Source organism: Amycolatopsis minnesotensis, from assembly GCF_039529815.1.
Taxonomy (GTDB): domain Bacteria; phylum Actinomycetota; class Actinomycetes; order Mycobacteriales; family Pseudonocardiaceae; genus Amycolatopsis; species Amycolatopsis minnesotensis.
In genome coordinates this window covers 1-21727 of the sequence record NZ_BAAANN010000012.1, presented here as the reverse complement: position 1 = coordinate 21727, position 21727 = coordinate 1, and the positions used below count along the sequence as shown (strand labels likewise).

Sequence of the window (21727 nt, the reverse complement as noted above, 5' to 3'; positions counted from 1 at the left end):
TTTCGCCCCTGATGGCCAGCACGACGGCATCCAGTGCCGTCGTGCTGGCCATCAAGGACCGACGTGGCGGTGGTAACAACCAGCAGGTGAGCGGTAACGCGCGACGCGTGACTGCCGACACTCAATCGAGACCCTCGGGATACCTGGCCTTCATCTCACGTATTCTGATCGGTCTGAAGCGGGCGCCTCATTCGGAGAGCCAGCCCGAATGACGCTCGTCTGAAAGGTGAGTGATGGGCTGCATGCACGCCCGAGGTTCGACCATGCCCACCGAGCGAATGCCCGCCATTCGAACAGGGAGTTCGCGGTGACGCTGACCGCGGACAGCAGCCCCTTCACCTGCGTCGCCGAAGTCACTGTCGCGCCGTCTCCGGCGCCGGTGGCCGATCGCGCGCTCTTCTGGTCCGGTCTCGCCGCGAGCGAGCGGACCCTGCTCGACGTGCTCGCGGAGACCGCCGCGCGCCACCCCAACGCGGCCGCGCTGGACGCCGACGGCGTCGCGCTGAGCTACCGCAAGCTCACCGAGGAGATCGACGTCGTCCGCCGCCGCCTCACCGAGGCCGGGATCGGCGTCGGCGATCGCGTCGGTGTGCGCATCTCGTCCGGTACCGCGGAGCTGTACATCGCGATCCTCGCCGTGCTCTCGGCCGGTGCCGCCTACGTCCCCGTCGATGCCGACGACCCCGATGAGCGCGCCGAGCTGGTGTTCGGCGAGGCGGGCGTGTCGGCGGTGCTCGGCGACGGCGGTGCGATCACCCTGCGCGCCGAGCCTGGCGGGCGCCACGGCACTCCGATGCCGTCGGACGACGCGTGGATCATCTTCACCTCCGGGTCCACCGGCAAGCCGAAGGGCGTCGCGGTCAGCCACGGCAGCGCCGCCGCCTTCGTCGACGCCGAGGCGGACCTGTTCCTCACCGAGGAGCCGATCGGACCCGGTGACCGCGTGCTGGCCGGGCTGTCGGTCACCTTCGACGCCTCGTGCGAGGAGATGTGGCTCGCGTGGCGGCACGGCGCGTGCCTGGTGCCCGCGCCGCGCTCGCTCGTCCGCACCGGCGTCGACCTCGGTCCCTGGCTGGTCGCGCAGCGGATCACCGTGGTGTCCACGGTCCCGACGCTCGCCGCGCTGTGGCCTGCCGACGCGCTCGAAGACGTCCGCCTGCTGATCTTCGGTGGCGAGGCGTGCCCTCCCGAACTCGCCGAGCGGGTCGCGGTCGAGGGCCGTGAAGTGTGGAACACCTACGGCCCCACCGAGGCCACCGTCGTCGCCTGCGCCGCGCAGCTGACCGGCGAGGAGCCGGTGCGCATCGGGCTGCCGCTGTCCGGCTGGCAGCTCGCCGTCGTCGACGAGGACGGCAGGCCGGTGGCCATGGGGTCCTCCGGTGAGCTGGTGATCGGCGGCGTCGGCCTCGCCCGCTACCTCGATCCGGCGAAGGACGCCGAGAAGTTCGCGCCGCTGCCGTCGCTGGGCTGGCAGCGCGCCTACCGCAGCGGGGACATGGTCCGCGCCGAGCCCGAGGGCCTGCTCTTCCTCGGCCGCGCCGACGAGCAGATCAAGCTCGGCGGCCGCCGCATCGAGCTGGGCGAGGTGGACGCCGCGCTGCAGGCGCTGCCCGACGTCGTCGGCGCCGCCGCGGCGATCCGCAGGACCAAGGCGGGCAACCAGGTGCTCGTCGGGTACGTGGTGCCGAAGGCGGGCACCGAGTTCGACGCCGACGGCGCGGCCGCGGCGCTGCGCGAGCAGCTACCCGCGGCGCTGGTACCGCTGCTCGCGGTGGTGGACGACCTGCCGACCCGCACCTCCGGCAAGGTCGACCGCGCCGCGCTGCCGTGGCCGCTGGCCGGGGTGGACGCCGCCGCGGGCGGCCTGACCGCCACCGAGACGTGGCTCGCCGAGGGCTGGGCCGAGATCCTCGGCGTGCCGGTGAAGAGCCCGAAGGCCGACTTCTTCAGCAACGGCGGCGGCAGCCTCACCGCCGCGCAGCTCATCGCGCGCATCCGCGCCCGCCACCCGCAGGTGTCCGTTTCGGACATCTACGAGCACCCGAAACTGGGCGCGCTCGCCGCGATGCTGGACGCGCTCGACGGCGCGACCACGCAGCGCCGCGACATCGCGCCGATCCCGCGCGCGACCGGCATCGTGCAGAGCCTGCTGATGGTGCCGCTGATGACGCTCGTCGGCCTCCGCTGGACGACCGTGCTCGCGGCGCTGTCGAACGTGCTCGCGCTCACCGGAGTTGCTTGGGCGCCTTCGGTTTCGTGGTGGTTGCTCGCGCTGGCGTGGCTAGTGCTGTTCAGCCCGGCAGGCCGGATCAGCATCGCGGCCGGCGGCGCGCGGCTGCTGCTGCGCGACCTGCGCCCCGGCACCTACCGCCGCGGCGGCAGTGTCCACACGCGACTGTGGGCGGCCGAGCAGCTCGCCGCGTTCAGCGGTGTCGAAGACCTTTCCGGTGCGTCGTGGATGACGCACTACGCCAAGGCACTCGGCGCGAAGATCGGCAACGACGTCGACCTGCACTCCGCGCCGCCGATCACCGGCATGCTCAAGCTCGGCCGCGGTGCCGCGGTGGAGCCGGAGGTCGACCTGTCCGGTCACTGGGTGGACGGCGACCGCGTGCACATCGGCAAGATCCGGATCGGCGCAGACGCGCGGATCGGCTCGCGCAGCACGCTGTTCCCCGGTTCCCGCATCGGCAAGGGCGCGGAGATCGCGGCCGGGTCGACCGTGGTCGGCGCCGTCCCGGCTGGCCAGCGCTGGGCCGGTTCGCCCGCGGCCGTCGAAACCAAGGACGCGCTGAAGTGGCCGCCGAGCCGCCCGCCGCGGTCCCGGTTCTGGATCACCGCGTACGGCGTCGCGTCGCTCGTGCTCGGCCTGCTGCCCGCGATCGCCGCGGTGCCCGGTGTGCTCTTCGTCGGGTTCGCGGTGGCGGGGACCGGCTCGCTCGGCTCCGCGCTCGGCACGGCGCTGCTGCTCACCCCGGCCGCGACGGCGATCTACTTCCTGACCTACGCCCTGCTGGTGCTCGCCGGCGTGCGCGCGCTCAGCATCGGCATGCAGGAGGGCTACCACCCGGTGCACGGCCGCACCGCGTGGCAGGTGTGGGCGACCGAGCGCCTGATGGGAATGGCCCGCGACGGCCTGTTCCCGTTGTACGCCAGCCTTTTCACGCCGGTATGGCTGCGGCTGCTCGGTGCGAAGATCGGCAAGGGCGTCGAGGCTTCGACAGTGCTCGCGGTGCCGAAGATGACCCAGGTCGACGACGGCGCGTTCCTCGCGGACGACACCATGGTCGGCACCTACGAACTGGGCCACGGCTGGCTGCACGTCGCACCGGCGCGCATCGGGAAGCAGGCGTTCCTCGGCAACTCGGGGATGACCGCGCCCGGCCGGTCGGTGCCGAAGCGCGGGCTCGTCGGCGTGCTGTCGTCGACGCCGCGCAAGGCGAAGAAGGGCTCGTCCTACCTGGGCATGCCACCGCGGCCCTTGCGGCGCGCGGTCGACCAGTCCGACGCGAGCCGCACGTTCGCCCCGCCGCGGCGGTTGAAGGTCGCCCGCGCGGTCATCGAGCTGTGCCGGATCGTGCCGGTGATGTGCAGCGTGGCGCTGGCCGTGCTGGCCGTCGCCGCCTTGCAGGCGCTCACCCTCGCAAGTGGGCTGTGGCTCGCGGCCGTGCTCTCCGGCGTGGTCCTGCTCGCCGCGGGTGCCGTGGCCGCGTTGACCGCGACCGTCGTGAAATGGCTGCTGGTCGGCAAGTTCCGCGAGGTCGAGCATCCCCTGTGGAGTTCGTTCGTGTGGCGCAACGAGCTGGCGGACACCTTCGTCGAAGCGCTCGCGGTGCCGTGGCTGATCGGCTCCGTCGGCGGCACCCCGCTGCTCACCGCGTGGCTGCGCACCATGGGCGTCAAGATCGGGCGCGGCGTGTGGCTCGAGACGTACTGGCTGCCGGAGGCGGACCTGGTGCGCCTCGGCGACGGCGCGACCATCAACCGCGGCTGCGTGGTCCAGACGCACCTGTTCCACGACCGGATCATGAGCATGAGCGAGGTCACCCTCGCCGAAGGCGCGACGCTGGGCCCGCACGGTATCGTGCTGCCCGGCGCCAGCATCGGCGCGCGCACCACGGTCGGCCCCGGTTCGCTGGTGACCAGGGGTGACGCGGTGCCCGCCGATTCCCGCTGGCTCGGCAACCCCATCTCGGCGTGGGCGGCGACCGGAGGACGCAGGGCTTGAAGAAGGTATTGCCACCCGCACCGGGCGAGTCCGGGTCGGGTGATTCGTACCTGCCATCGCACGGGAACTCCGGCTACCGGGTCCGGCACTACGACCTGGAGCTCGACTACCGGATCGTTTCGAACCGGCTGGCCGCGCAGGCGAGGATCACCGCCGTGGCCACGCAGGCGCTGTCGAGGCTGAGCCTCGACCTCGCCGGGTTCCGGGTGGCGCGGGTGCAGGTCGACGGCCGCGCGGCGCGGTTCACCCGCGGTGTCGGCAAGCTGCACGTCAAACCGGCGAAGTCGCTGCCAGCGGGCGCGGAGTTCACGGTCGAGATCCGCTACGTCGGCAACCCGAGCCCGATTTCGGGGAACTGGGGCGAGATCGGCTGGGACGAACTGACCGACGGCGCCCTGGTGGCGAGCCAGCCGGTCGGCGCGCCGTCGTGGTTCCCGTGCAACGACCACCCCGCGGACAAGGCGTCCTACCGGGTCACGATCACCACGTCGTCGCCGTACACCGTGCTGGTGACCGGGAACCTGGTCGCGCAGCGCCGTTCCGCGAGCACCACGACCTGGGTGTTCGACCGGCCGGAGCCGACCTCGACCTATCTCATGGGTGTCCACATCGGACGGTACGAGGAAGTGGACCTCGGCGGCGGCCGGTTCCCGCAGCGCGCCGCCCTGCCCGCACGGCTGCGCAGGCCGTTCGCGCGAGATTTCGGGCGGCACAGCCAGATGATGGACGTGCTGGAGGGGCATTTCGGCCCTTACCCGTTCGGCGAGTACGTCGTGGTGGTGACCGACGACCCGCTCGACGAGCCGATCGAGGCGCAGGGCCTGTCGGTCTTCGGCGCGAACCTGATCGACGGCAGGCGCACGCACGAGCGGCTCGTCGTGCACGAGCTGGCGCACCAGTGGTTCGGCAACAGCCTGTCGGTCGCGGACTGGCGCCACATCTGGCTCAACGAAGGCTTCGCGACCTACGCGGAATGGCTGTGGTCCGAGGCGTCCGGCGGTGTCTCCGCCGCCGGAATGGCCCGCCAGTGGTACGGCCGCATGGCGAGCGAACCGGCGGACCTGAAGGTCGCCGATCCCGGGGTGGACCGGATGTTCGACGAGCAGGTCTACAAGCGCGGCGCGCTGACGCTGCACGCGCTGCGCACGCGGATCGGGGACGAACGCTTCTTCGCACTGCTGCGCGCGTGGGCGCTCGAACACCGCCACGGCACGGTTACCACGGACCAGTTCACCGCACTGGCCGAACGAGCCTCCGGTGAGCCGCTGACCGACCTGTTCGAACCCTGGCTGTTCGACACCAGGCTCCCGCCACTGCCCTGACTCCGCGCTGCCCCTTCCCCCGGCCCTGCTGCGGCGCGCTGTCCGCGTGGATGCTCCTATAGCGGTCGGCGAAGTCCGCCGCGCATGCCCCGAAGGGGCCCTTGGGGGAGCCTGGTGCCGCGAGGGCGTCCTTCAGGGCCCCGGCGGGCTTCTCGCGCTCGGGCACCGGCCGATCCGGTCGCAGCGCCTGCCGAACGGCGACCTCCGGATCGAGCTTCGCCGCGGCGAGGAAGTGTTCGTGCACCGCGCGGGGGACCGCCCGGACTTTCACGTCGGCCCGGTACCCGCGAACGGCGCCTCGCAACCGTGGGGCCTGCCCTCCTGGAACGAACGAACCGAAACTGTTGTCCCGCGGGACAAACTTAACGGTTCGTGTTCGCAGGCGGCGAAGTCGCGCACGTACGGTGACGACGGATCATCCCGTCGAATCCAGGAGTCCTGACGATGACCGAGTTGCTGCGCCAGTTCGAGACCTTGACTGAGCCGGTGACCTCACCGTCGGGCGAGTGGGCCCTGCGCTACAACGACGAAGGCCGCGCGGAGATCAGCGACCGCAACGGCACGGCCACTTGGACCGCTGGGGCGGCGGGCACCCTTGCGCTCGAACCGGAGGGTGTTTTCGCGGTTCGCGAGGGCGATCAGGTCGTGTGGCGCGCCGACTTGCCCAAGCTCCGCTACTCGGCCATGGGCGTGACCGACGACGGGGACGGCGTGATCTACCACCACGGGCTGCCCAAGTACAGCTTGCGGCACGGTCCGATCGAAGCCGTGTCACCGGGCGACCGGGCACCGCTGGCGGAGATCCACGGCAGCCGGTTCCTCGAACCGGGCGACGGCCAGGGCTGGCTGGCGACTTTGCAGGTGGCGGACGCGTACTGCGTGACGGTGATCCACGATGTCGACCCGGACGAAGCGCTGCGCCGGTTCGGGGCCGAGGACAAGGAGATCTCGACCGCGACCTGGGCGCAATTGGGCCGGCGCGCCAGCTACGAAGAGACCGATTCGGTTTCCATGGTCGTGGCGGCGTTCGCTCTGGGCCGGCACACACTGCTCGTCGAGGACAACGGCTGGGAGGCCATCGGCCGCCCCGACCTGTCCCGTGGCACGTTCGCGGTCACCTCGTACCTGGGTGGCCACGGCGTGCACCAGTTCCTGGTGAGCCGGGACGGTGAGACCCTCGCGAACTTCATGGATTACGTCGCGAGCGAAGCCGACGGCGCCGAGCCGGGCGTGCTGACCGAGGCGCTGGCCAGGATGGGCATCGGCGACATCGAAGAGTTCGACTCCGACGACGCCAACCTCCTGGACGACTTGGAGCTGTTGTGCCAGCTCACTGGCGTCTGGCCCGAAGTCGCGGATGTCACGGGGCCCGCTCGGGTCGCGATCCTGCACCGGACCGTCCAGCAGCGACTACAAGACGCGTAGCGCGTTCAGGGAGTCGGCTCGCCGAGGAACACCTGATCCTCGGCGAGGTAGAACTCGCTGCGGCTCAAATCGATGAACCGCGCTTCGTCGGGCCTGATCGTCTCCAGGTAGTCCTTCGAGGTCATCAGCTCGCCGATGGCGCCCGCGTCGTCGAACCACTGGCGCACAACGGCGTCGAAGGTCGTGTCCGCCACCCCCGGTACGCCGAACGGCTTCGGATGGTCGACGGTGTAGCGCCGCACGACGCGCTGCACCGTCTCGGTCGCGACGAACAACGGCGCGTGCGTCTCGCGGTGGTGCCGGACGAACTCTTCGTGGGACACCTCGGGCAGGCGTCGCAGCAAACTCACCAGGATGATCATGTCGTCGAGCCTAGCTTCGGTTGCGCACCAGGGCTTCCGAACCGGTGTTGACCGTGCCGGGGTCAGGGGTCGCGCAGTCGCAGGCCTGCCTCTTCTTCCAGCAGGGCGACGGCCAGTAGCTCCCCGTCCGCCGGGCCGTAGCGGGCGAGAGCGCGACGGTGGGTACGAGCCACCACTTCGGACAGTTCGAAGGGAGTCCCGTGGTCGCGGCCGAGATCGGTCAGGGTGGCCAACTCCTCGCACACCCGGTCCAGGCCGAAGGAACGCAGGTAGTCACCGGCGAGCAGGGCGTCGAGATCCTTGTGCAGGAAGGCGCCCGCTGCCGCGCTGTCGCGCAGTGCGTCGCGCAGTACGCCAAGGTCGAGACCCGCGCTCTTGCCCAGCAGCAACGCCTCGGCCGTCGCCACCGCCTGCCCGAACCAAAGCAGGTTCACCAGCAGTTTGGCGGTGTACCCGTGATCATGCCCGCCGGCCAGGACGATCCGGTCCGGATCGCCCAGTACTGCCAGCAGTGGCCGGAGCTGGTCGACCAGATCGGCTTCCCCGCCGACGAACAGCTTGAGGCTGCCGTCCCGCGACTCGGCAGGCCCACCGCCCACCGGGGCCTCGAGAACCCGCACTCCTCGCGCCAGCAGCCGCTCCCGGATCGGCCGCACGACCTCCGGCGAGTTGCTGGTCATGTCCAGCCAGACCGACTCCGGCGGCAGGGCCTCGGCGACGCCGTCTCGCAACATCAGGTCCCGCACCTCCGGCGGTCCCGGCACCATCGTGATGAACACGTCTGCACCGGCGGCGACCGCACGGGGATTCGTGGACCATCGGGCGCCGCAGCCGATCGCCGCCTCCTTCCGTTCGGCTCGTACGTCGAAGGCGGTCACCGCATAGCCGGCACCGACCAGGTTCGCGCACATCGGGAGCCCCATCCGGCCGATACCGGCAAATCCGATCCGAGACATTCGCCGAGGCTAGCCCCACGACGGCCGTTCACCGATGAGAAGGGTGAGCAGTTCGGCGAACAGGCCGTCCGGGACGGCGCCGGGTTCGATGCCGCGTTCCACGGCGAGGCCATTGGACAGCGCGAGCATCGCGACGGCGAGGTGTTCGGCCGGCAGCGGCAGGGTGATCTCGCGAAGGTCCGCGATGCGGCGGATGGCGTTCGAAATGGCTTCGCGCAGCGCGTTCCGCCGTTCGGCGAGCCCGTCGCGGAGTTCGGGGTCGTGCATGGCGAGACCCCAGTATTCGAGCAGCAGCCGGTGCCACGTCGAGTCCGAGCTGATGCCGTGCAGCAGCCGCGCGCCCGCTTCGCTGGTGGCGTCGCCGAGATCCGCGATCTCGTCGAACACCGCGGTGGCGTGGGCCATCCGGTCGACGATGTGCTCCTCCATGATGGTGAGCACCAGTTCGTCCTTGCTGTCGAAGCTGGAATACACCGCGCCCTTGGTCAGGCCCGCGGTGCTCGCGATGTCGTTGAGCGAGGTGGCGGCGATACCGCGTTCCGCGAACACGGCGGCCGCCGCGTCCAGGATCTGGCGACGGGTCTGCGCCTTCGTCGGGCGCCGTCGGTCAGCGGGCATGGCACGAAACGCTACCCCGTGCGGAGCGAATGCCGATACGGAAAGCGCCGCCGACCGTTCGAGGGAGAAACCTTGACTGTGATCCAGGCCACCTGGTACCCAAGGGTATCCAATACCGTTCGGTATCGAGCTGGAGGTTGCGATGTCCGCACCGGCGCGGCGCACCCGGAAACGACGGCGATCAGCGGTTCTTCCCGCACTGTTCGCCTGCCTGCTCGCCACGACGGGGCTCGCCACGCCCGCCGCGGCGGACCCACTGCCCCCGAACCCCCGTGACGATCCGTTCTACGCCCAGCCGAGCCCGTTCCCGGACGTCCCGCCCGGCACCATCCTCGACGCGCGCCCGAGCACGGTGCGGGCGCTGACCATCCCGTTGCCGTTCCGTGCCTGGCAGGTGAAGTACAAATCCACTGACACCAAGGGAAAGCCGATCGCGGACGTGGCCACGATCATCCAGCCGCTCGGCCCGCCGCCCGCCGGCGGGCGCAAGCTGGTGTCGTACCAGACCGCGCAGGACGGCCTGAGCACCGACTGCGCGCCGTCGTACTCGATGGCCACCGGGCTCAACGTCCCCGCGGTCGAACAGGCCGCGTTCGCTCCGCTCCTGATGGCGGGGCACACCGTCGTGACGGCCGACTACGAGGGCCCCGACTCGCAGTGGACGGCGGCGATCAACACCGGGCACGGCGTGCTCGACGGGATCCGCGCGGCGCAGAACTTCGAACCGGCCGGGTTGGCAGGGCCGAAGACGCCGACCGTGCTGTGGGGTTATTCGGGTGGCGCGCTGGCCAGTTCGTGGGCGAACGAGCTCCAGCCGAGCTATGCGCCGGAGCTGAAGTTCGCCGGGGTCGCCGCGGGCGGGGTGCCGGCGGACCTCGACTACGTCGCGCGCAAGATCGACGGCACCGCGCTGTCCGGTGTGTACTTCGGCGCCGCTGTCGGGTTGTCGCGCGCGTACCCGGAGATCGACACCGAAACCCTGCTCAACGCCAAGGGCAAGGCCGCCTTCGAGCAGATCGGCAAGGGGTGCATCGCGCAGTTCTCGGTGTCGCACGCGTTCCAGCGCATGCGCGACTACGTCACCGTGCCGGAGCTGCTGGAGGTGCCCGCGGTGAAGAAGGTGATCAAGGAGGTCACCATGGGGCAGCGCAAGCCAGGCGCGCCGATCTACTACTACCAGGGCATTCTCGACGAGCTGACGCCGAGCCCGCCGGTGGACGCGCTGGTGAAGAACTACTGCGGCAAGGGTGTTCCGGTGCAGTACCAGCGCTACCTGCTCGGTGAGCACGTGTCGATCGCGGTGACCGGGATCCCCGGCGCACTGTCCTATCTGAACGACCGGCTGGCCGGGAAGCGCGCGCCGAGCAACTGCTGACCGCGACCGTCCGATGTGGAGTCTTGGCCCTCCACATCGGACGGTTTGCTCAGAGCGGGTTTGGCGAGCCGAGTGGCGCGCTGCAGAACGGGCCGCCGACGTACTTCGCGTCCGGTGCCGGGGATGCGGGCGCGGTCAGCTCTTCGGCGTACTTCTCGGCGTTGTCCAGCGAGCGGTACCCGAGTGCCTCGGCTTCGGCGAGTGAGTAGATCCGGCGGGTGTTGTCCGAGACACCCCAGATCAACCGGTAACCCGGTGACGGGTGGCTCAGGCACGCTTCGAACAGCCGCGCGCCGTCGTCGGGGGAGAGCCACGTGGTCAGCCCGCGCACGCCGAGCTTGTGCGGGGTTTCGAAGCACGAGCCGATCCTGATCACGATCACGTCCATGCCGAACCGCGAGTGGTACAGGCTGCCGAGCGCTTCGATGGCGGCCTTGCTGACGCCGTAGTACGTGTCCGGGCGCGGGGTCGAGTCGGCGGGCAGCCCGTGCTCGCCCGCTTCGTCGACGGTGCGGAAGCCGGCGGAATGGTTGCTGGAGGCCAGGATCACGCGCTTGATCCCGGCCGAGCGCGCCGCGTCGAGCACGATCTGCGTGCCGTTGATGTTGACGTCGAGCGTTGCCCCCCAAGTGTTTTCGCGGCTGTGCCCGCCGAGGTGGATGAGCGCGTCGACGCCCTCGCACGCCTTCGCCATCGCGTCGCCGTCGGTGACCGAGGCGGTGACGAGTTCGACGGCCTCATCGCCGGCGGCTGGCGGCTGCGCGGTCACGTCCAGCAGCCGGAGCACTCGCCCGTCGCGGCGCAACCGGGGGCGCATCAGCGTGCCGACGACGCCTGCCGCGCCGGTGATCAGGACGCGCTGGTCTGCCATGGGGTCCTCTTTCTGGTGTGCTGGCGGGGAAAGGGGGTCACCGGATCCCGGCGCGGCGCAGCCGCTGGCCGAGTTCCGCGGTGGTCTCGGCGAGCAGTTCGCCCACGCGCAGCGCGTCGGCGTCGCTCACCTGGTCCGCCTGCATCGAGCAGCTCATCGCGTCGGTGCCGGGGATGCGGTAGGGGATCACCGCGGCCACGCACCGGACACCGGGGGTGCCTTCCTCCACTTCGGACGCGAACCCGCGCTCCCTGATCGCGGCGCACTGCTCGTGCAGCTCGCCGAGATCGGTGACGGTGTTCGGGGTCAGCGCGGGCAGCGGGGCGGGCAGCAGTGCGGTGATCTCGTCGTGGGTCAGCTCGGCGAGCAGCGCCTTGCCGAGCGCCGTCGCGTGCGTGGGCAGCGTGCGCCCGACGCGGGACACGAGATGGGTCGACTGGCGGGACTCGCGGGTCTCCAGGTACACCACCTCGGTGCCGTTGCGCCGCGCGTAGTGCGCGGTGAACCCGGTCTGCTCGCGCACCTGCTCCAGCGCCTCGGTGGCGTAGGGGACGATCGGGTCGCGGTCGAGGTAGGCGGTGCCGCAGATGAGCGCGCGCACGCCGAGCTTGTACTTGGTGGTCGAGCTGTCGGACTCGAGCCAGCCCGCTTCGTGCAGGGTGCGCAGCAGGCCGTGCAGGCTCGATCGCGGGAAACCGGTGCGCGCGTGCAGATCGGACAGCGACAGCCAGACGTCGTTGGCCGCGAACGTTTCGAGCAGCTCGATCGCGCGGCGGGCGGACTTGACACCGGCGGGCTCGGTGCCGCTCACGGCGACCGTCTCAGTGCCCTGTGCCATCGGAGTACCTCCAGCTGAATTCGTGTCCGACTCGTGCCTCCCGGGTGCGCCGAACGGCCGTTGACACGTGACTTGGGCCATATTAGCGTCCCCGAACAACGTTCTTGTAGGCGAACATAATCACTATAACAGATCCCGTTCATACATATGAACAAGGAAGGGGTCCCGCGGTGCACGTACTCGACTGGACGATGGTGTGCGGTTACTTCCTGCTGATGATCGTCATCGGGGTGTGGTCCCACCGGCGCGTCAACAACGTCAGCGACTTCTTCACCGCAGGCGGCAAGATGCCGTGGTGGCTCGCCGGCATCTCGCACCACATGTCCGGGTACAGCGCGGTGCTCTTCGTCGCGTACGCCGGAGTGGCGTACACCGACGGCATCACCGTGTACTTCTGGGGCTTCGCCAGCATCGGCATCGGTGTCGGGATCGGCAGCTGGCTCTTCGCGGGCCGCTGGAACCGGCTGCGCTCGAAGCTCGGCGTCGCGTCCCCGCTGGAGTACCTGGCCAAGCGGTACAACGTCCCGACGCAGCAGGCGCTCGCGTGGAGCGGCAGCCTGCTCAAGATCTTCGACATCGCGGCCAAGTGGTACGCCGTCGCGACGCTGCTGCACGTGTTCGCGGGCGTCGACTACAACTGGGGCATCCTGATCACCGGCACCGTCACGCTGGTCTACTGCACGGTCGGCGGGCTCTGGGCGGACGCGCTCACCGACTTCGGCCAGTTCGTCATCCAGGCCATCGCGGCGGTCGTCATGATCGTGGTGGTGCTCGGCAAGCTCGGCGGGATCTCCGCGCTCTGGACGATGTGGGACAAGCTGCCCTCGAACCACCTCAACCCGGCGACTGCCAAGTACACCACCATCTTCCTGCTGGTCTACGTGCTGGTGAAGACGCTGGAGTACAACGGCGGTATGTGGAACCTGGCGCAGCGCTACATGGCGGCGCCGAGCACGGCGGAAGCCAGGCGCGGCGCACGGCTTTCGTCGCTGTTGTACCTGTTCTGGCCGATCGTGCTGATGCTGCCGATGTTCGCCGCGCCGCTGCTCATCCCCGGTGTGAAGAACCCCAACGACTCGTACGCGATCATGACCACCACGTTCCTGCCGCCGGGGCTCGTCGGCCTCGTGCTGGCCGGCATCTTCTCGCACACCATGGCGATGGTCTCCTCCGACGCCAACGCGATCTCCGCGGTGATCACGCGCGACATGATGCCGGTGCTGTGGCGGAAGGCGCGCGCCTTCACCGAGGTGCAGGGGCTGCGCGCGGCGCGGGTCACCACCGTCGTGTTCGTCGCGATCACCATGTTCGTCGCGACCCAGGCCGAGGGCCTCGGCGGCGTGCTGCAGATCGTCGTCAACTGGGTCGCCGCGCTGATGGGCCCGATCTCGATCCCGCTGCTGCTCGGCATGCTGCCGTGGTTCCGCCGCTGCGGGTCCCGTGCCGCGCTGGTTTCCTGGGCCGGCGGGTTGCTCGCGTACGCGTTGGTCTACTACGTGTTCGACGCGAACCAGACGACGCTGATCGCGACGCCGATCCTGGTTTCGCTCGTGCTGTACGCCGGTCTCGGCTGGGCGGCCCCGGAACGCGCGGAGACCACCGACCGGATCATCGAGGCCGTCAACAGCGAAAGTTCCGCACCGGCTCAGGCGCCCGAAGAGGGCGAGGCGGTGCGTGCATGAAACGCGACCCGCACCAGGTCGTGCACCGACGAGGACGAAAGAGCTGAATACATGAGCCAGCCCAAGATCGAGCTGGATGGCCTGCTCGCCTTCCCGCTCACCCCGTTCACCGACGATCTCGAGCTGAACCTCGACGCGTTCGCGCACCATGTCGAGTCTCATGTGGACGCGGGCGCCGGCGCGTTGTTCGTGGCGTGCGGCACGGGGGAGTTCAGCTCGCTCTCGCCGGACGAACTCGCCGCGCTGCTGCGCACGGCGAAGGAGGTCGCCGACGGGCGGGTGCCGATCTGGGTGGGTGCCGGTGGCGGCGCGGCGACGGCGCGCGCCGGCGTCGCGGCGGCCGAGGCCGGTGGCGCGGACGGAGTGCTGCTGCTCCCGCCGTACCTGGTGACGGGGCCGCCGTCCGGTCTCGTCGACCACGTGCGGTTCACCTTGCGGGACAGCGGCATCCCGGTCATCGTCTACCACCGTTCGACGGGGGTGTTCACCGCGAACGCGGCGCGGGAACTGCTCACGATCCCGTCGGTGGCCGGGTTGAAGGACGGGTTCGGCGACGTCGACCTGATGACCAGGATCGTCACCGCGATCAGGGCCGAGGGGTCCGGCAGGGCGAGGGACTTCTTGTTCTTCAACGGGTTGCCTACCGCGGAGATGTCGGCGAAGGCGTACGCGTCGATCGGGGTCGCCAGGTACTCCTCGGCGGTGCACTGCTTCGCGCCGGAGATCGCGCACCGGTTCCACCGCGCACTGTCCGAAGGGGACAACGCGGTGCTGGACGCGTTGCTGGACGGGTTCTACCTGCCACTGGTGCAGCTACGCGACGAAACACCCGGTTTCGCGGTGTCGCTGGTGAAGGCGGCGGCGCGGCTGCGCGGGCACAAGGTCGGCGGCGTGCGCCCGCCGCTGACGGAACCGTCGGTGGATCAGCTCAACCGGCTCGAAGCGCTGCTCGACCGCGGCGCGTCGGTTCTCGCCGGGCTGGGTGAGGGCAAGTGAAGATCACCGAGCTCGTGCTGACGCCGGTGGCGTTCAGCGATCCACCGCTGCTCAACGCGATGGGCGTGCACGAACCGTTCGCGCTGCGGGGCGTGCTGGAAATGGTGTGCGAGGACGGGGTCATCGGGCTCGGCGAGTCCTATGGCGACCTCGCGTTCCTCGACCAGGTGCGCAAGGTGATCCCCGCGCTGCCCGGCCTGGACGTGTTCGACCTCCCCGGACTGCGCCGCCGCGTGGCGCGCGCGCTCGGCGATGCCGTCTTCGCCGACGAGCACGGCCTCACCGGCGGGTTCTCGGTCAGCAAGACCCTGGCCAGCGTCTATTCGCTGTTCGAGGTCGCCGCACTCGACGCACAGGGCCGGTGCCTCGGGCGCCCGGTGGTGGACCTGCTCGGCGGGCGGGCGAGGGACGCTGTCGACTTCTCGGCATACCTGTTCTACAAGTACGGCGCGCACGTCGGCGCGGCGGAGGACTCGTGGGGCGAGGTGCTGACCCCGGAGGCGCTGGTGGGCGAAGCGCGCCGGATGGTCGACGAGTACGGCTTCGGCTCGATCAAGCTCAAGGGCGGCGTGCTGCCGCCGCAGCAGGAGGTCGAAGGCGTGCTGGCGCTGGCGGAGGCGTTCGGCTCGCATCCGCTGCGCATCGACCCGAACGCCGCGTGGACACCGGAAACCTCGTTCGACGTCGCCGAAAAGCTCGAAGGCGTGCTGGAATACCTGGAAGACCCGACGCCGGGGATCGAAGGCATGGCACGCGTCGCCGAGCGCGCGTCGATGCCGTTGGCCACCAACATGTGCGTGGTGCGCTTCGCCGACGTGGCACCGGCGTTCCGCGCCGGCGCGGTCGGGGTGGTGCTCTCCGACCACCACTTCTGGGGCGGTCTCCGTGACACGCAAGCGCTTTCGGTGACGTGTGAGACGTTCGGCGTCGGGCTGTCCATGCACTCGAACAGCCACCTGGGGATCAGCCTGGCCGCGATGGTGCACGTGGCCGCGGCGACCCCGCACCTGACCTACGCGTGCGACACGCACTGGCCGTGGAAAGCCGCGGACGTGATCGAGCCGGGTGCGCTGGAGTTCCGGGAAGGCGCGGTGGCGGTACCGGACGGGCCCGGTCTCGGGGTCGTGCTCGACCGCGACGCGCTGGCGAAGGCGCACGAGGACTATGTCCGATGCGGACAGACCAAACGGGACGACGTGACCTACATGCGCCGGTTCGTACCGGACTTCGAACCCAACACGGCGCGGTGGTGAGCATGCGGGTGACCGGATATGCCTATCCGTGGGACGTTCTCGATGCCCCCGGCTTCACCGAGCGCGCGCTCGAACTCGGCGTGGACGAGGTCGCGGTGGCCGTCTCGTACCACACGACCAGGGCCGCGACCCCGTACGCGCCGGACCGCACCGCGGTGCTCGCCAGGCACGCAGCGCTCTACCGGCCGGTGCGCGAACAGGTATGGGACGGCGCGCGCCTGCGGCCGGGCGTCCCGGACTGGGCCGACCGCGAGGACAGCGCGGGCGACGCCGTGACCGCGCTCCGCGACGCGGGGATCTCGACCGCGGCCTGGCTCGTGTTGACGCACAACTCCAGGCTGGGCGAGGAGTTCCCAGACGTCGCGGTGCGCAACTGCTTCGGTGAGAGCTACCCGTGGGCGCTGTGCCCGGCGCAGGAGGAAGTGCGGACCTACGCGGCTACGCTCGCCGCCGAATGCGTCGCCGACCTCGACGTGCCGACGGTGGTCCTGGAGGCGTGCGGCCAGCTCGGCGCGGTGCACCAGTGCCACCACGAGAAGACCGATGCCGTGTGGGCGCCGGCGACCTCCCGGCTGCTTTCGGTGTGCTGCTGCGCGGCGTGCCGTGGCCGGTGGGCGACGGCCGGTCTGGAACCGGACGAGGTCGAGCGGAAACTGCGGGCCGAAGTGCGTCGGCTGATCGAGACCGGCGATCTCGCCGTCACCGAAGACAAGCTGCCGGGCGGGCTCCGGGATGGGCTGCTGTCCGCCCGGCAGCGCTCCACCGACGACCTCCGCCGCGAGGTGCTGGCCGCGATCGGTGGTGGCAGGCGGATCGTGCTGCACGGCGCGGTGGACCCGTGGGTCACCGGCGCACTGCCCGGTCTCACTCCGTCCGCCGCCGAGGACGTCGATGCCGTGGTGCTGCAGAACTGGGTTCCCGGTATGGAAAGCCTCGATGCGGTCTCGGCGGCGCGTACCTCACTTCCCTCCACTGTGGACATCGGGAGCTATGTCACGGTGGTGGGCGCGAACCCGGTTCCCGATATCGAGTCCTACGTTGGCGAACTCGGCAACGCGGGTGCCGCCGAACTGCACCTGTACCATCTCGGACTCGCGGGACCTGGCCGTCGTGCCGACCTGCACGCCGCCATCGGTGGTGCACGAGCTGTTGTCTAGCAAGGGGATTTCGATGACTGAGGAGACAAGGGCGAACGAGCTGGACCGGATCGTCGCCGCCGCGGTGACCGCGGCGGGCGCACTGGCCGAGAGCACACCGCCCGAGCGCGCGGCCTGGCTCGCCGCGGGTGCCGACGCGCTGGACGCGGCCGCCGAAGAGCTGATCCCGCTCGCGGCGGCGGAGACCCACCTGCCCGCGGCGCCGAGGCTGAAGGGCGAGCTGGCGCGGACGACGTTCCAGCTACGCCTGTTCGGCGAGGTGCTGCGGGACGGCGCGTTCCTCGGGGCCGCCGTCGATCACGCCGACCCGGCGTGGCCGATGGGCCCGAGGCCCGACATCCGCCGCGCGAACGTGCCGATCGGGCCGACCGTGGTGTTCGCGGCGAGCAACTTCCCGTTCGCGTTCAGCGTCGCCGGTGGGGACACCGCGTCGGCGCTGGCCGCGGGCTGCCCGGTGGTGCTGAAGGCGCACCCGGGGCATCCCGGACTGTCCACGCGCACCGGTGAACTGCTGCGTGACGCGCTGGTGAAGGCGGGTGCGCCCGAGGGCGTGTTCGAGGTGGTGCACGGTGTCGAGGCCGGGGTCACCGTGCTGACGGACCCGCGCATCCAGGCCGCCGCGTTCACCGGGTCGGTTCCCGGCGGGCGCGCGCTGTTCGACATCGCCGCGGCACGGCCGAACCCGATCCCGTTCTACGGCGAACTCGGCAGCGTCAACCCGGTGGTCGTGACGCCGGGTGCGGTCGCGGCGCGTGGGGAGCAGATCGCCAAGGGGTACGTCGGTTCGTTCACCCTCGGTGCGGGCCAGTTCTGCACCAAGCCGGGGCTGCTGTTCCTGCCGGAGGGACACGGTCTCGATGACGTGCTGCGCGAAGCCGTCGGAGCCACCTCGGCACAGCCGATGCTGAACGAGCGCATCGCGAACGGGTTCGCGTCCGGGTTGGGGAAACTGCGGGCACTGCCCGGTGTTTCGGTGCTCGCCTCACCGGAATCGGACGGCCCCGGCGTCGCCGCAACCCTGCTGTCCACCACCGCGAAGGCGTTCGTCGAGGGCGGTGAGACGGCGCGGTCGGAGTGCTTCGGGCCTGCTTCCCTCATCGTCACCTACGCGGACTCGGCCGAGTTGCTCGCACTGCTCGGCGATCTCGAACCGGGGCTGACCGCGACGGTGCAGGGCGAGGAGTCCGATGTGGACTACGTCCGGCCGCTGCTGCCCGCGCTGACGAGGCTGGCCGGGCGGCTGCTGTGGAACGACTGGCCCACCGGGGTGACGGTGAGCTGGGCGCAGCAGCACGGCGGGCCGTACCCCGCGACGACCGCGCCGACCACCACCTCGGTGGGCACCGCGGCGATCGAACGGTTCCTGCGCCCCGTTGCCTGGCAAGGCTTCCCCGACGCCTTGCTGCCGCCCGCGTTGCGGGAGGGCAACCCGTGGCAGCTGCCCCGCCGCACCGACGGTTCGGCCGCCCTGAGCTGACCGCGTGCGGGCGGGGGCCACCCCGCCCGCACCCTCGCTTCCGCCGCCGCCATTCCCTTTCCCTGCCGAGAGGAACGACAATGCCGTTGAGCCGCAGGGCGATGCTGCGCGGAAGCGCGGCGGCCGCGGCCTCGATCGCCGTCACCACCGGATCCGCGACGGCGTTCGCGGTCACCTCGCCGCCCGAGGACTTCGCGAAGATCGTTTCCGGTTACCGCGCGCTGCAGATCGGCACCGGTCGCCGGTCCGAGGAGCGCGACCAGGCGGTGCGGGCACTCGACGAGGTGGCCACCGGGTACGACGCCTCGATGAACGGCGGTGCGGACCAGCTGTGGGCGGACCTTCCGGTGCAGCAGGGCAGCGACTACTTCCCGAAGATGTACTACCGGCTGCGCACGATCGCCGTCGACTGGGCGACACCCGGCTCGGCGCTGTCGGGGAAACCGGGCCGGGCGGAGCGCATCCGGTCCGCTTTGGACACCCTGTACCGCTTGCAGTACAACGAAAACACCGCCGAAAAAGGCAACTGGTACGTGTACGAGATCGGCGTGCCGTACTGGGTGCTGCAGATCCTGCTGGCACTCGGCGACGAGTTGCCCGCGGCGGACCGGGAACGCCACCTGCGCCCGGTGCTGCGGTTCGTGGCGGACCCGAACGTCAGGACGAACAACACGAGCGTGGTCGAAACGGGTGCGAACCGGGCGGACAAGGCCCTGATCGCCGTGGTGTCGGGTGCGTTGCTCGGCGACGGGAAGCGCGTCCAGGTCGGGATCGACGCGGTGACCGACGTGGCGGGCGGCGGTGCGGCGAGCCTGGTCGAGCGGGTGACCCACGGTGATGGCTTCCATACCGACGGCTCGTTCCTCCAGCACGACGTGGTGCCCTATCCGGGGCACTACGCGCTCGTGCTGTTGCAGGCGGTGGCGAGCCTGCTGGAGATCACTTCGGGCACGGCGTGGGAGCTTCCGCCGCCGGTGCGGCAGCAGATCTACGACGTGTTGCCCGACGCCTGCGCGCCGTTCATGTTCTCGGGCTGCCTGATGGAACCAGCGCGCGGCCGCATGCTGTCGCGGCAGGGAGAGACCGGCCACGACGCGGGTCACCAGCTCACCGCCGCCGCAGTGCTGCTGGCACGCACCGCACCCGATCCAGCGAGGTCGCGGCTCGCCGGGCTGGCCGCGGACTGGATCGACCGCGGCAAGTGGGCGCCGTTCCTCGATGTCCGTGACGTGCAGCGGTTTTCGGGCGGCCTGCAACCGGTCGGCGTACCCGAGGTCGAGTACGCGCAGGAACTGCTGGCGACCCGGCCGAAGCGTCCGCCGCTGGTGTCCCGGCACCGGATCTTCGCGCAGGAGGACCGCATGGTCCACGTGACGCGGGACTGGTCGGCGTCCCTCGGCGTGAGTTCCACCCGGATCTGCCGGTACGAGTCGGTCAACAGTATGAATTTGCACGGCTGGTACACCGGCGACGGCGCGCTGTACGTGTTCCTGCCCCGCGCCGAAGGCCACTACAGCGACGCGTACTGGCCGACGGTGGACGCGAAGCTGATCCCCGGCACCACCGAGAAGGACTCGGACCCGCCCAAGCTGGAACAGGTTCCGGTGACCTCGAAGGCGCATTCCGGCGGCGTCCGGCTCGATGACGAACACGGCACCTACGCGCTCGATTTCGTCTCACAGGACGGCACGCTCTCGGCCAAGAAGTCGTGGTTCTTCACCCCGTCCGGCATCGTCTGCCTCGGCGCCGGGATCATGGACGCCTCCGGCGCGAAGGTCCGCACCACCGTGGAAAACCGCAGCATCGACGGCGGCTCGCTCCTCGTCGACGGCCGGCCGGTCGACACCCGCCTAGGCAAGACGTCGACCCTCCGCCATCCCCGCTGGCTGCACCTCGACGACGTGGCCGGATACGTGCTGCTCGACGACGCCGAGGTCTCCCTGCTGCGCGAAGACCGCACCGGCAGCTGGCACGACGTCGACACGGGCGCCAACACCGGCGGCACCACAACTCCGTACACCCGCCGCTACCAGAAGATCGTGATCGACCACGGCGCCGCTCCCACGAACGCGAAGTACGCCTACGCGGTACTGCCTTCGGCTTCACCGGTCGGCACCATCGCCTCGGCCGGCGCATGGCGGGTCCGCTCCAACACGCCGACCGCGCAAGCAGTTCGCCTGTGGGACAACACCCTGCTCGCCAACTTCTTCGCCGCAGGCGCTGTGGACGAGCTTTCGGTCTCCGCGCCCGCTTCTGTCGCGTTAGGACGCTCACGGGCCGGTTGTCGCCTGGCGGTTTCGGACCCGACGCAGCAGCAGGACACGATCCGGGTCACGGTTCGCCGCCGCACGGTCGAGGTGAAGGTGGCGGGCACCCTGGGCGCGACACAGATCATCCAGTTGTAGCTGGGGCTTGGCTCATGGCGGTCCCTTATCCGGGAGCGGCTTGTCTTGGTTCGCGTGTTTGGTGGGCGCGGTGAGGGTTTCAGGCACGCCTGTGGCGCGCCGTGGGAAACTGCCGCTCGTCGGCGCGGGTCGCGTCGTGGGTCACCAGCGTCAGTTCCCCAGGGACCGGACAAGGTGGCCGCCGTGGCTGCCGTACCCGGCTGACATCGGTAGGCGGGCAGAGCCCGGTAGCCCCCAGACTGGGGGGCCGAGGGCGAGGTCGGAATTGTGTGGCGGCAGGAGTTGGTGATCCATTGTGGACGCAATGGATTGCTCGCCGGGCCGCGCGCGGTGGTGGTGGGGCGGGCGAGTAAGTCTTCCCGACAGGGGCGGGTGGTGCTGGCCCCTGTCGGTAAACCGTCCACGAGTGCTGCCGGGGGTCCCGCTGGTGTGGCGGGGTTCCGGGTTAGGCGGCGCGGGGTTGGGCGGTGTGGATAGTGTTGGTTCTGGGTTTTCGCCAGGGGTCGAGGAATGCTGGTGGGGTGAACTCTGGCATGCCGTTGACCATGCGGAGTGTCCAGTCGCTGTTGTGTAGCAGGCGGTGGTGGTAGCCGCATAGCAGCACGAGGTTACCCAGGTCCGTCTTGCCGCCCGCGTGCCACGGCAGCACGTGGTGCGCTTCGCAATGTCTCGGTTTGCGGGTGCATCCGGGGAAGGCGCATCCGCGATCGCGGATGGCGAGCATGTATCGGATCGCTTCGGTGACCAGGCGTTTGGCTCGTC

The 21727-nt window shown here is 70.2% G+C and carries 16 protein-coding genes; 10 read left to right on the top strand and 6 right to left on the bottom strand.

Going from position 1 to position 21727, the window contains the following annotated elements; translation table 11 throughout:
- Positions 1-307: 307 nt before the first annotated feature.
- The 3 genes from ABD256_RS16355 (at position 308) to ABD256_RS16345 (ending at position 6975) form a co-directional block, all read left to right on the top strand.
- Positions 308-4228: a Pls/PosA family non-ribosomal peptide synthetase gene (locus ABD256_RS16355; RefSeq protein ID WP_344418610.1), complete on the top strand. Its 3921-nt coding sequence runs from the start codon at positions 308-310 to the stop codon at positions 4226-4228.
- Entirely contained in the window at positions 4225-5550 is a 1326-nt protein-coding gene (locus ABD256_RS16350) for a M1 family metallopeptidase (protein WP_344418607.1), read from the top strand. Before ABD256_RS16355 ends, ABD256_RS16350 begins: the two co-directional genes overlap by 4 nt.
- 444 nt (positions 5551-5994) lie before the next feature.
- Positions 5995-6975 (top strand): DUF6461 domain-containing protein, encoded by a 981-nt coding sequence (locus tag ABD256_RS16345; RefSeq protein WP_344418604.1) that lies wholly within the window; start codon positions 5995-5997, stop codon positions 6973-6975.
- Positions 6976-6980: 5 nt separating this feature from the next.
- Here the strand turns inward: ABD256_RS16345 and ABD256_RS16340 are convergent, their stop codons facing one another.
- From ABD256_RS16340 to ABD256_RS16330, 3 genes are all read right to left on the bottom strand, one after another.
- Positions 6981-7337 (bottom strand): EthD domain-containing protein, encoded by a 357-nt coding sequence (locus ABD256_RS16340; RefSeq protein WP_344418602.1) that lies wholly within the window; start codon positions 7335-7337, stop codon positions 6981-6983.
- A 62-nt stretch (positions 7338-7399) separates the two neighbouring features.
- Complete coding sequence (locus ABD256_RS16335; RefSeq protein ID WP_344418599.1) at positions 7400-8293, bottom strand: NAD(P)-dependent oxidoreductase; 894 nt, start codon at positions 8291-8293, stop codon at positions 7400-7402.
- Positions 8294-8302: 9 nt separating this feature from the next.
- Positions 8303-8911: a TetR/AcrR family transcriptional regulator gene (locus ABD256_RS16330; protein ID WP_344418596.1), complete on the bottom strand. Its 609-nt coding sequence runs from the start codon at positions 8909-8911 to the stop codon at positions 8303-8305.
- 142 nt (positions 8912-9053) lie between these two features.
- Here ABD256_RS16330 and ABD256_RS16325 point away from each other — a divergent pair, with 142 nt between their 5' ends.
- Positions 9054-10286: a lipase family protein gene (locus ABD256_RS16325; RefSeq protein ID WP_344418593.1), complete on the top strand. Its 1233-nt coding sequence runs from the start codon at positions 9054-9056 to the stop codon at positions 10284-10286.
- Between the two features lie 49 nt (positions 10287-10335).
- Here the strand turns inward: ABD256_RS16325 and ABD256_RS16320 are convergent, their stop codons facing one another.
- Positions 10336-11157 carry an NAD-dependent epimerase/dehydratase family protein gene (locus tag ABD256_RS16320; RefSeq protein ID WP_344418590.1) on the bottom strand — a complete coding sequence of 274 codons (822 nt, stop codon included), beginning with the start codon at positions 11155-11157 and terminating at the stop codon, positions 10336-10338.
- A 37-nt stretch (positions 11158-11194) separates the two neighbouring features.
- On the bottom strand, positions 11195-11995 hold the full coding sequence (locus ABD256_RS16315; protein WP_344418587.1) for an IclR family transcriptional regulator: 801 nt from the start codon (positions 11993-11995) through the stop codon (positions 11195-11197).
- Between the two features lie 170 nt (positions 11996-12165).
- Here ABD256_RS16315 and ABD256_RS16310 point away from each other — a divergent pair, with 170 nt between their 5' ends.
- From ABD256_RS16310 to ABD256_RS16285, 6 genes are all read left to right on the top strand, one after another.
- Complete coding sequence (locus tag ABD256_RS16310) at positions 12166-13677, top strand: sodium:solute symporter family protein (protein ID WP_344418584.1); 1512 nt, start codon at positions 12166-12168, stop codon at positions 13675-13677.
- Between the two features lie 51 nt (positions 13678-13728).
- Positions 13729-14673 carry a 5-dehydro-4-deoxyglucarate dehydratase gene (locus ABD256_RS16305; RefSeq protein WP_344418581.1) on the top strand — a complete coding sequence of 315 codons (945 nt, stop codon included), beginning with the start codon at positions 13729-13731 and terminating at the stop codon, positions 14671-14673.
- Positions 14670-15926 (top strand): glucarate dehydratase family protein, encoded by a 1257-nt coding sequence (locus tag ABD256_RS16300; protein ID WP_344418578.1) that lies wholly within the window; start codon positions 14670-14672, stop codon positions 15924-15926. Before ABD256_RS16305 ends, ABD256_RS16300 begins: the two co-directional genes overlap by 4 nt.
- A gap of 2 nt (positions 15927-15928) precedes the next feature.
- Positions 15929-17083 (top strand): hypothetical protein, encoded by a 1155-nt coding sequence (locus ABD256_RS16295; RefSeq protein ID WP_344418575.1) that lies wholly within the window; start codon positions 15929-15931, stop codon positions 17081-17083.
- A gap of 13 nt (positions 17084-17096) precedes the next feature.
- Complete coding sequence (locus ABD256_RS16290) at positions 17097-18560, top strand: aldehyde dehydrogenase (NADP(+)) (RefSeq protein WP_344418572.1); 1464 nt, start codon at positions 17097-17099, stop codon at positions 18558-18560.
- Between the two features lie 80 nt (positions 18561-18640).
- Positions 18641-20965 (top strand): polysaccharide lyase 8 family protein, encoded by a 2325-nt coding sequence (locus tag ABD256_RS16285; RefSeq protein ID WP_344418570.1) that lies wholly within the window; start codon positions 18641-18643, stop codon positions 20963-20965.
- A gap of 445 nt (positions 20966-21410) precedes the next feature.
- On the opposite strand, the gene ABD256_RS16280 is transcribed toward ABD256_RS16285, so the two are convergent.
- Positions 21411-21727: HNH endonuclease signature motif containing protein (locus tag ABD256_RS16280; protein WP_344418567.1), on the bottom strand; the 317-nt coding region annotated here is incomplete at its 5' end.

Bases quoted from the DNA above. Each gene is read 5' to 3' on its own strand.
- ABD256_RS16345 (WP_344418604.1), top strand. From the start codon at position 5,995: ATGACCGAGTTGCTGCGCCAGTTCGAGACCTTGACTGAGCCGGTGACC.
- ABD256_RS16340 (WP_344418602.1), bottom strand. From the start codon at position 7,337: ATGATCATCCTGGTGAGTTTGCTGCGACGCCTGCCCGAGGTGTCCCAC.
- ABD256_RS16335 (WP_344418599.1), bottom strand. From the start codon at position 8,293: ATGTCTCGGATCGGATTTGCCGGTATCGGCCGGATGGGGCTCCCGATG.
- ABD256_RS16330 (WP_344418596.1), bottom strand. From the start codon at position 8,911: ATGCCCGCTGACCGACGGCGCCCGACGAAGGCGCAGACCCGTCGCCAG.
- ABD256_RS16325 (WP_344418593.1), top strand. From the start codon at position 9,054: ATGTCCGCACCGGCGCGGCGCACCCGGAAACGACGGCGATCAGCGGTT.
- ABD256_RS16320 (WP_344418590.1), bottom strand. From the start codon at position 11,157: ATGGCAGACCAGCGCGTCCTGATCACCGGCGCGGCAGGCGTCGTCGGC.
- ABD256_RS16315 (WP_344418587.1), bottom strand. From the start codon at position 11,995: ATGGCACAGGGCACTGAGACGGTCGCCGTGAGCGGCACCGAGCCCGCC.
- ABD256_RS16305 (WP_344418581.1), top strand. From the start codon at position 13,729: ATGAGCCAGCCCAAGATCGAGCTGGATGGCCTGCTCGCCTTCCCGCTC.
- ABD256_RS16295 (WP_344418575.1), top strand. From the start codon at position 15,929: ATGCGGGTGACCGGATATGCCTATCCGTGGGACGTTCTCGATGCCCCC.
- ABD256_RS16290 (WP_344418572.1), top strand. From the start codon at position 17,097: ATGACTGAGGAGACAAGGGCGAACGAGCTGGACCGGATCGTCGCCGCC.
- ABD256_RS16285 (WP_344418570.1), top strand. From the start codon at position 18,641: ATGCCGTTGAGCCGCAGGGCGATGCTGCGCGGAAGCGCGGCGGCCGCG.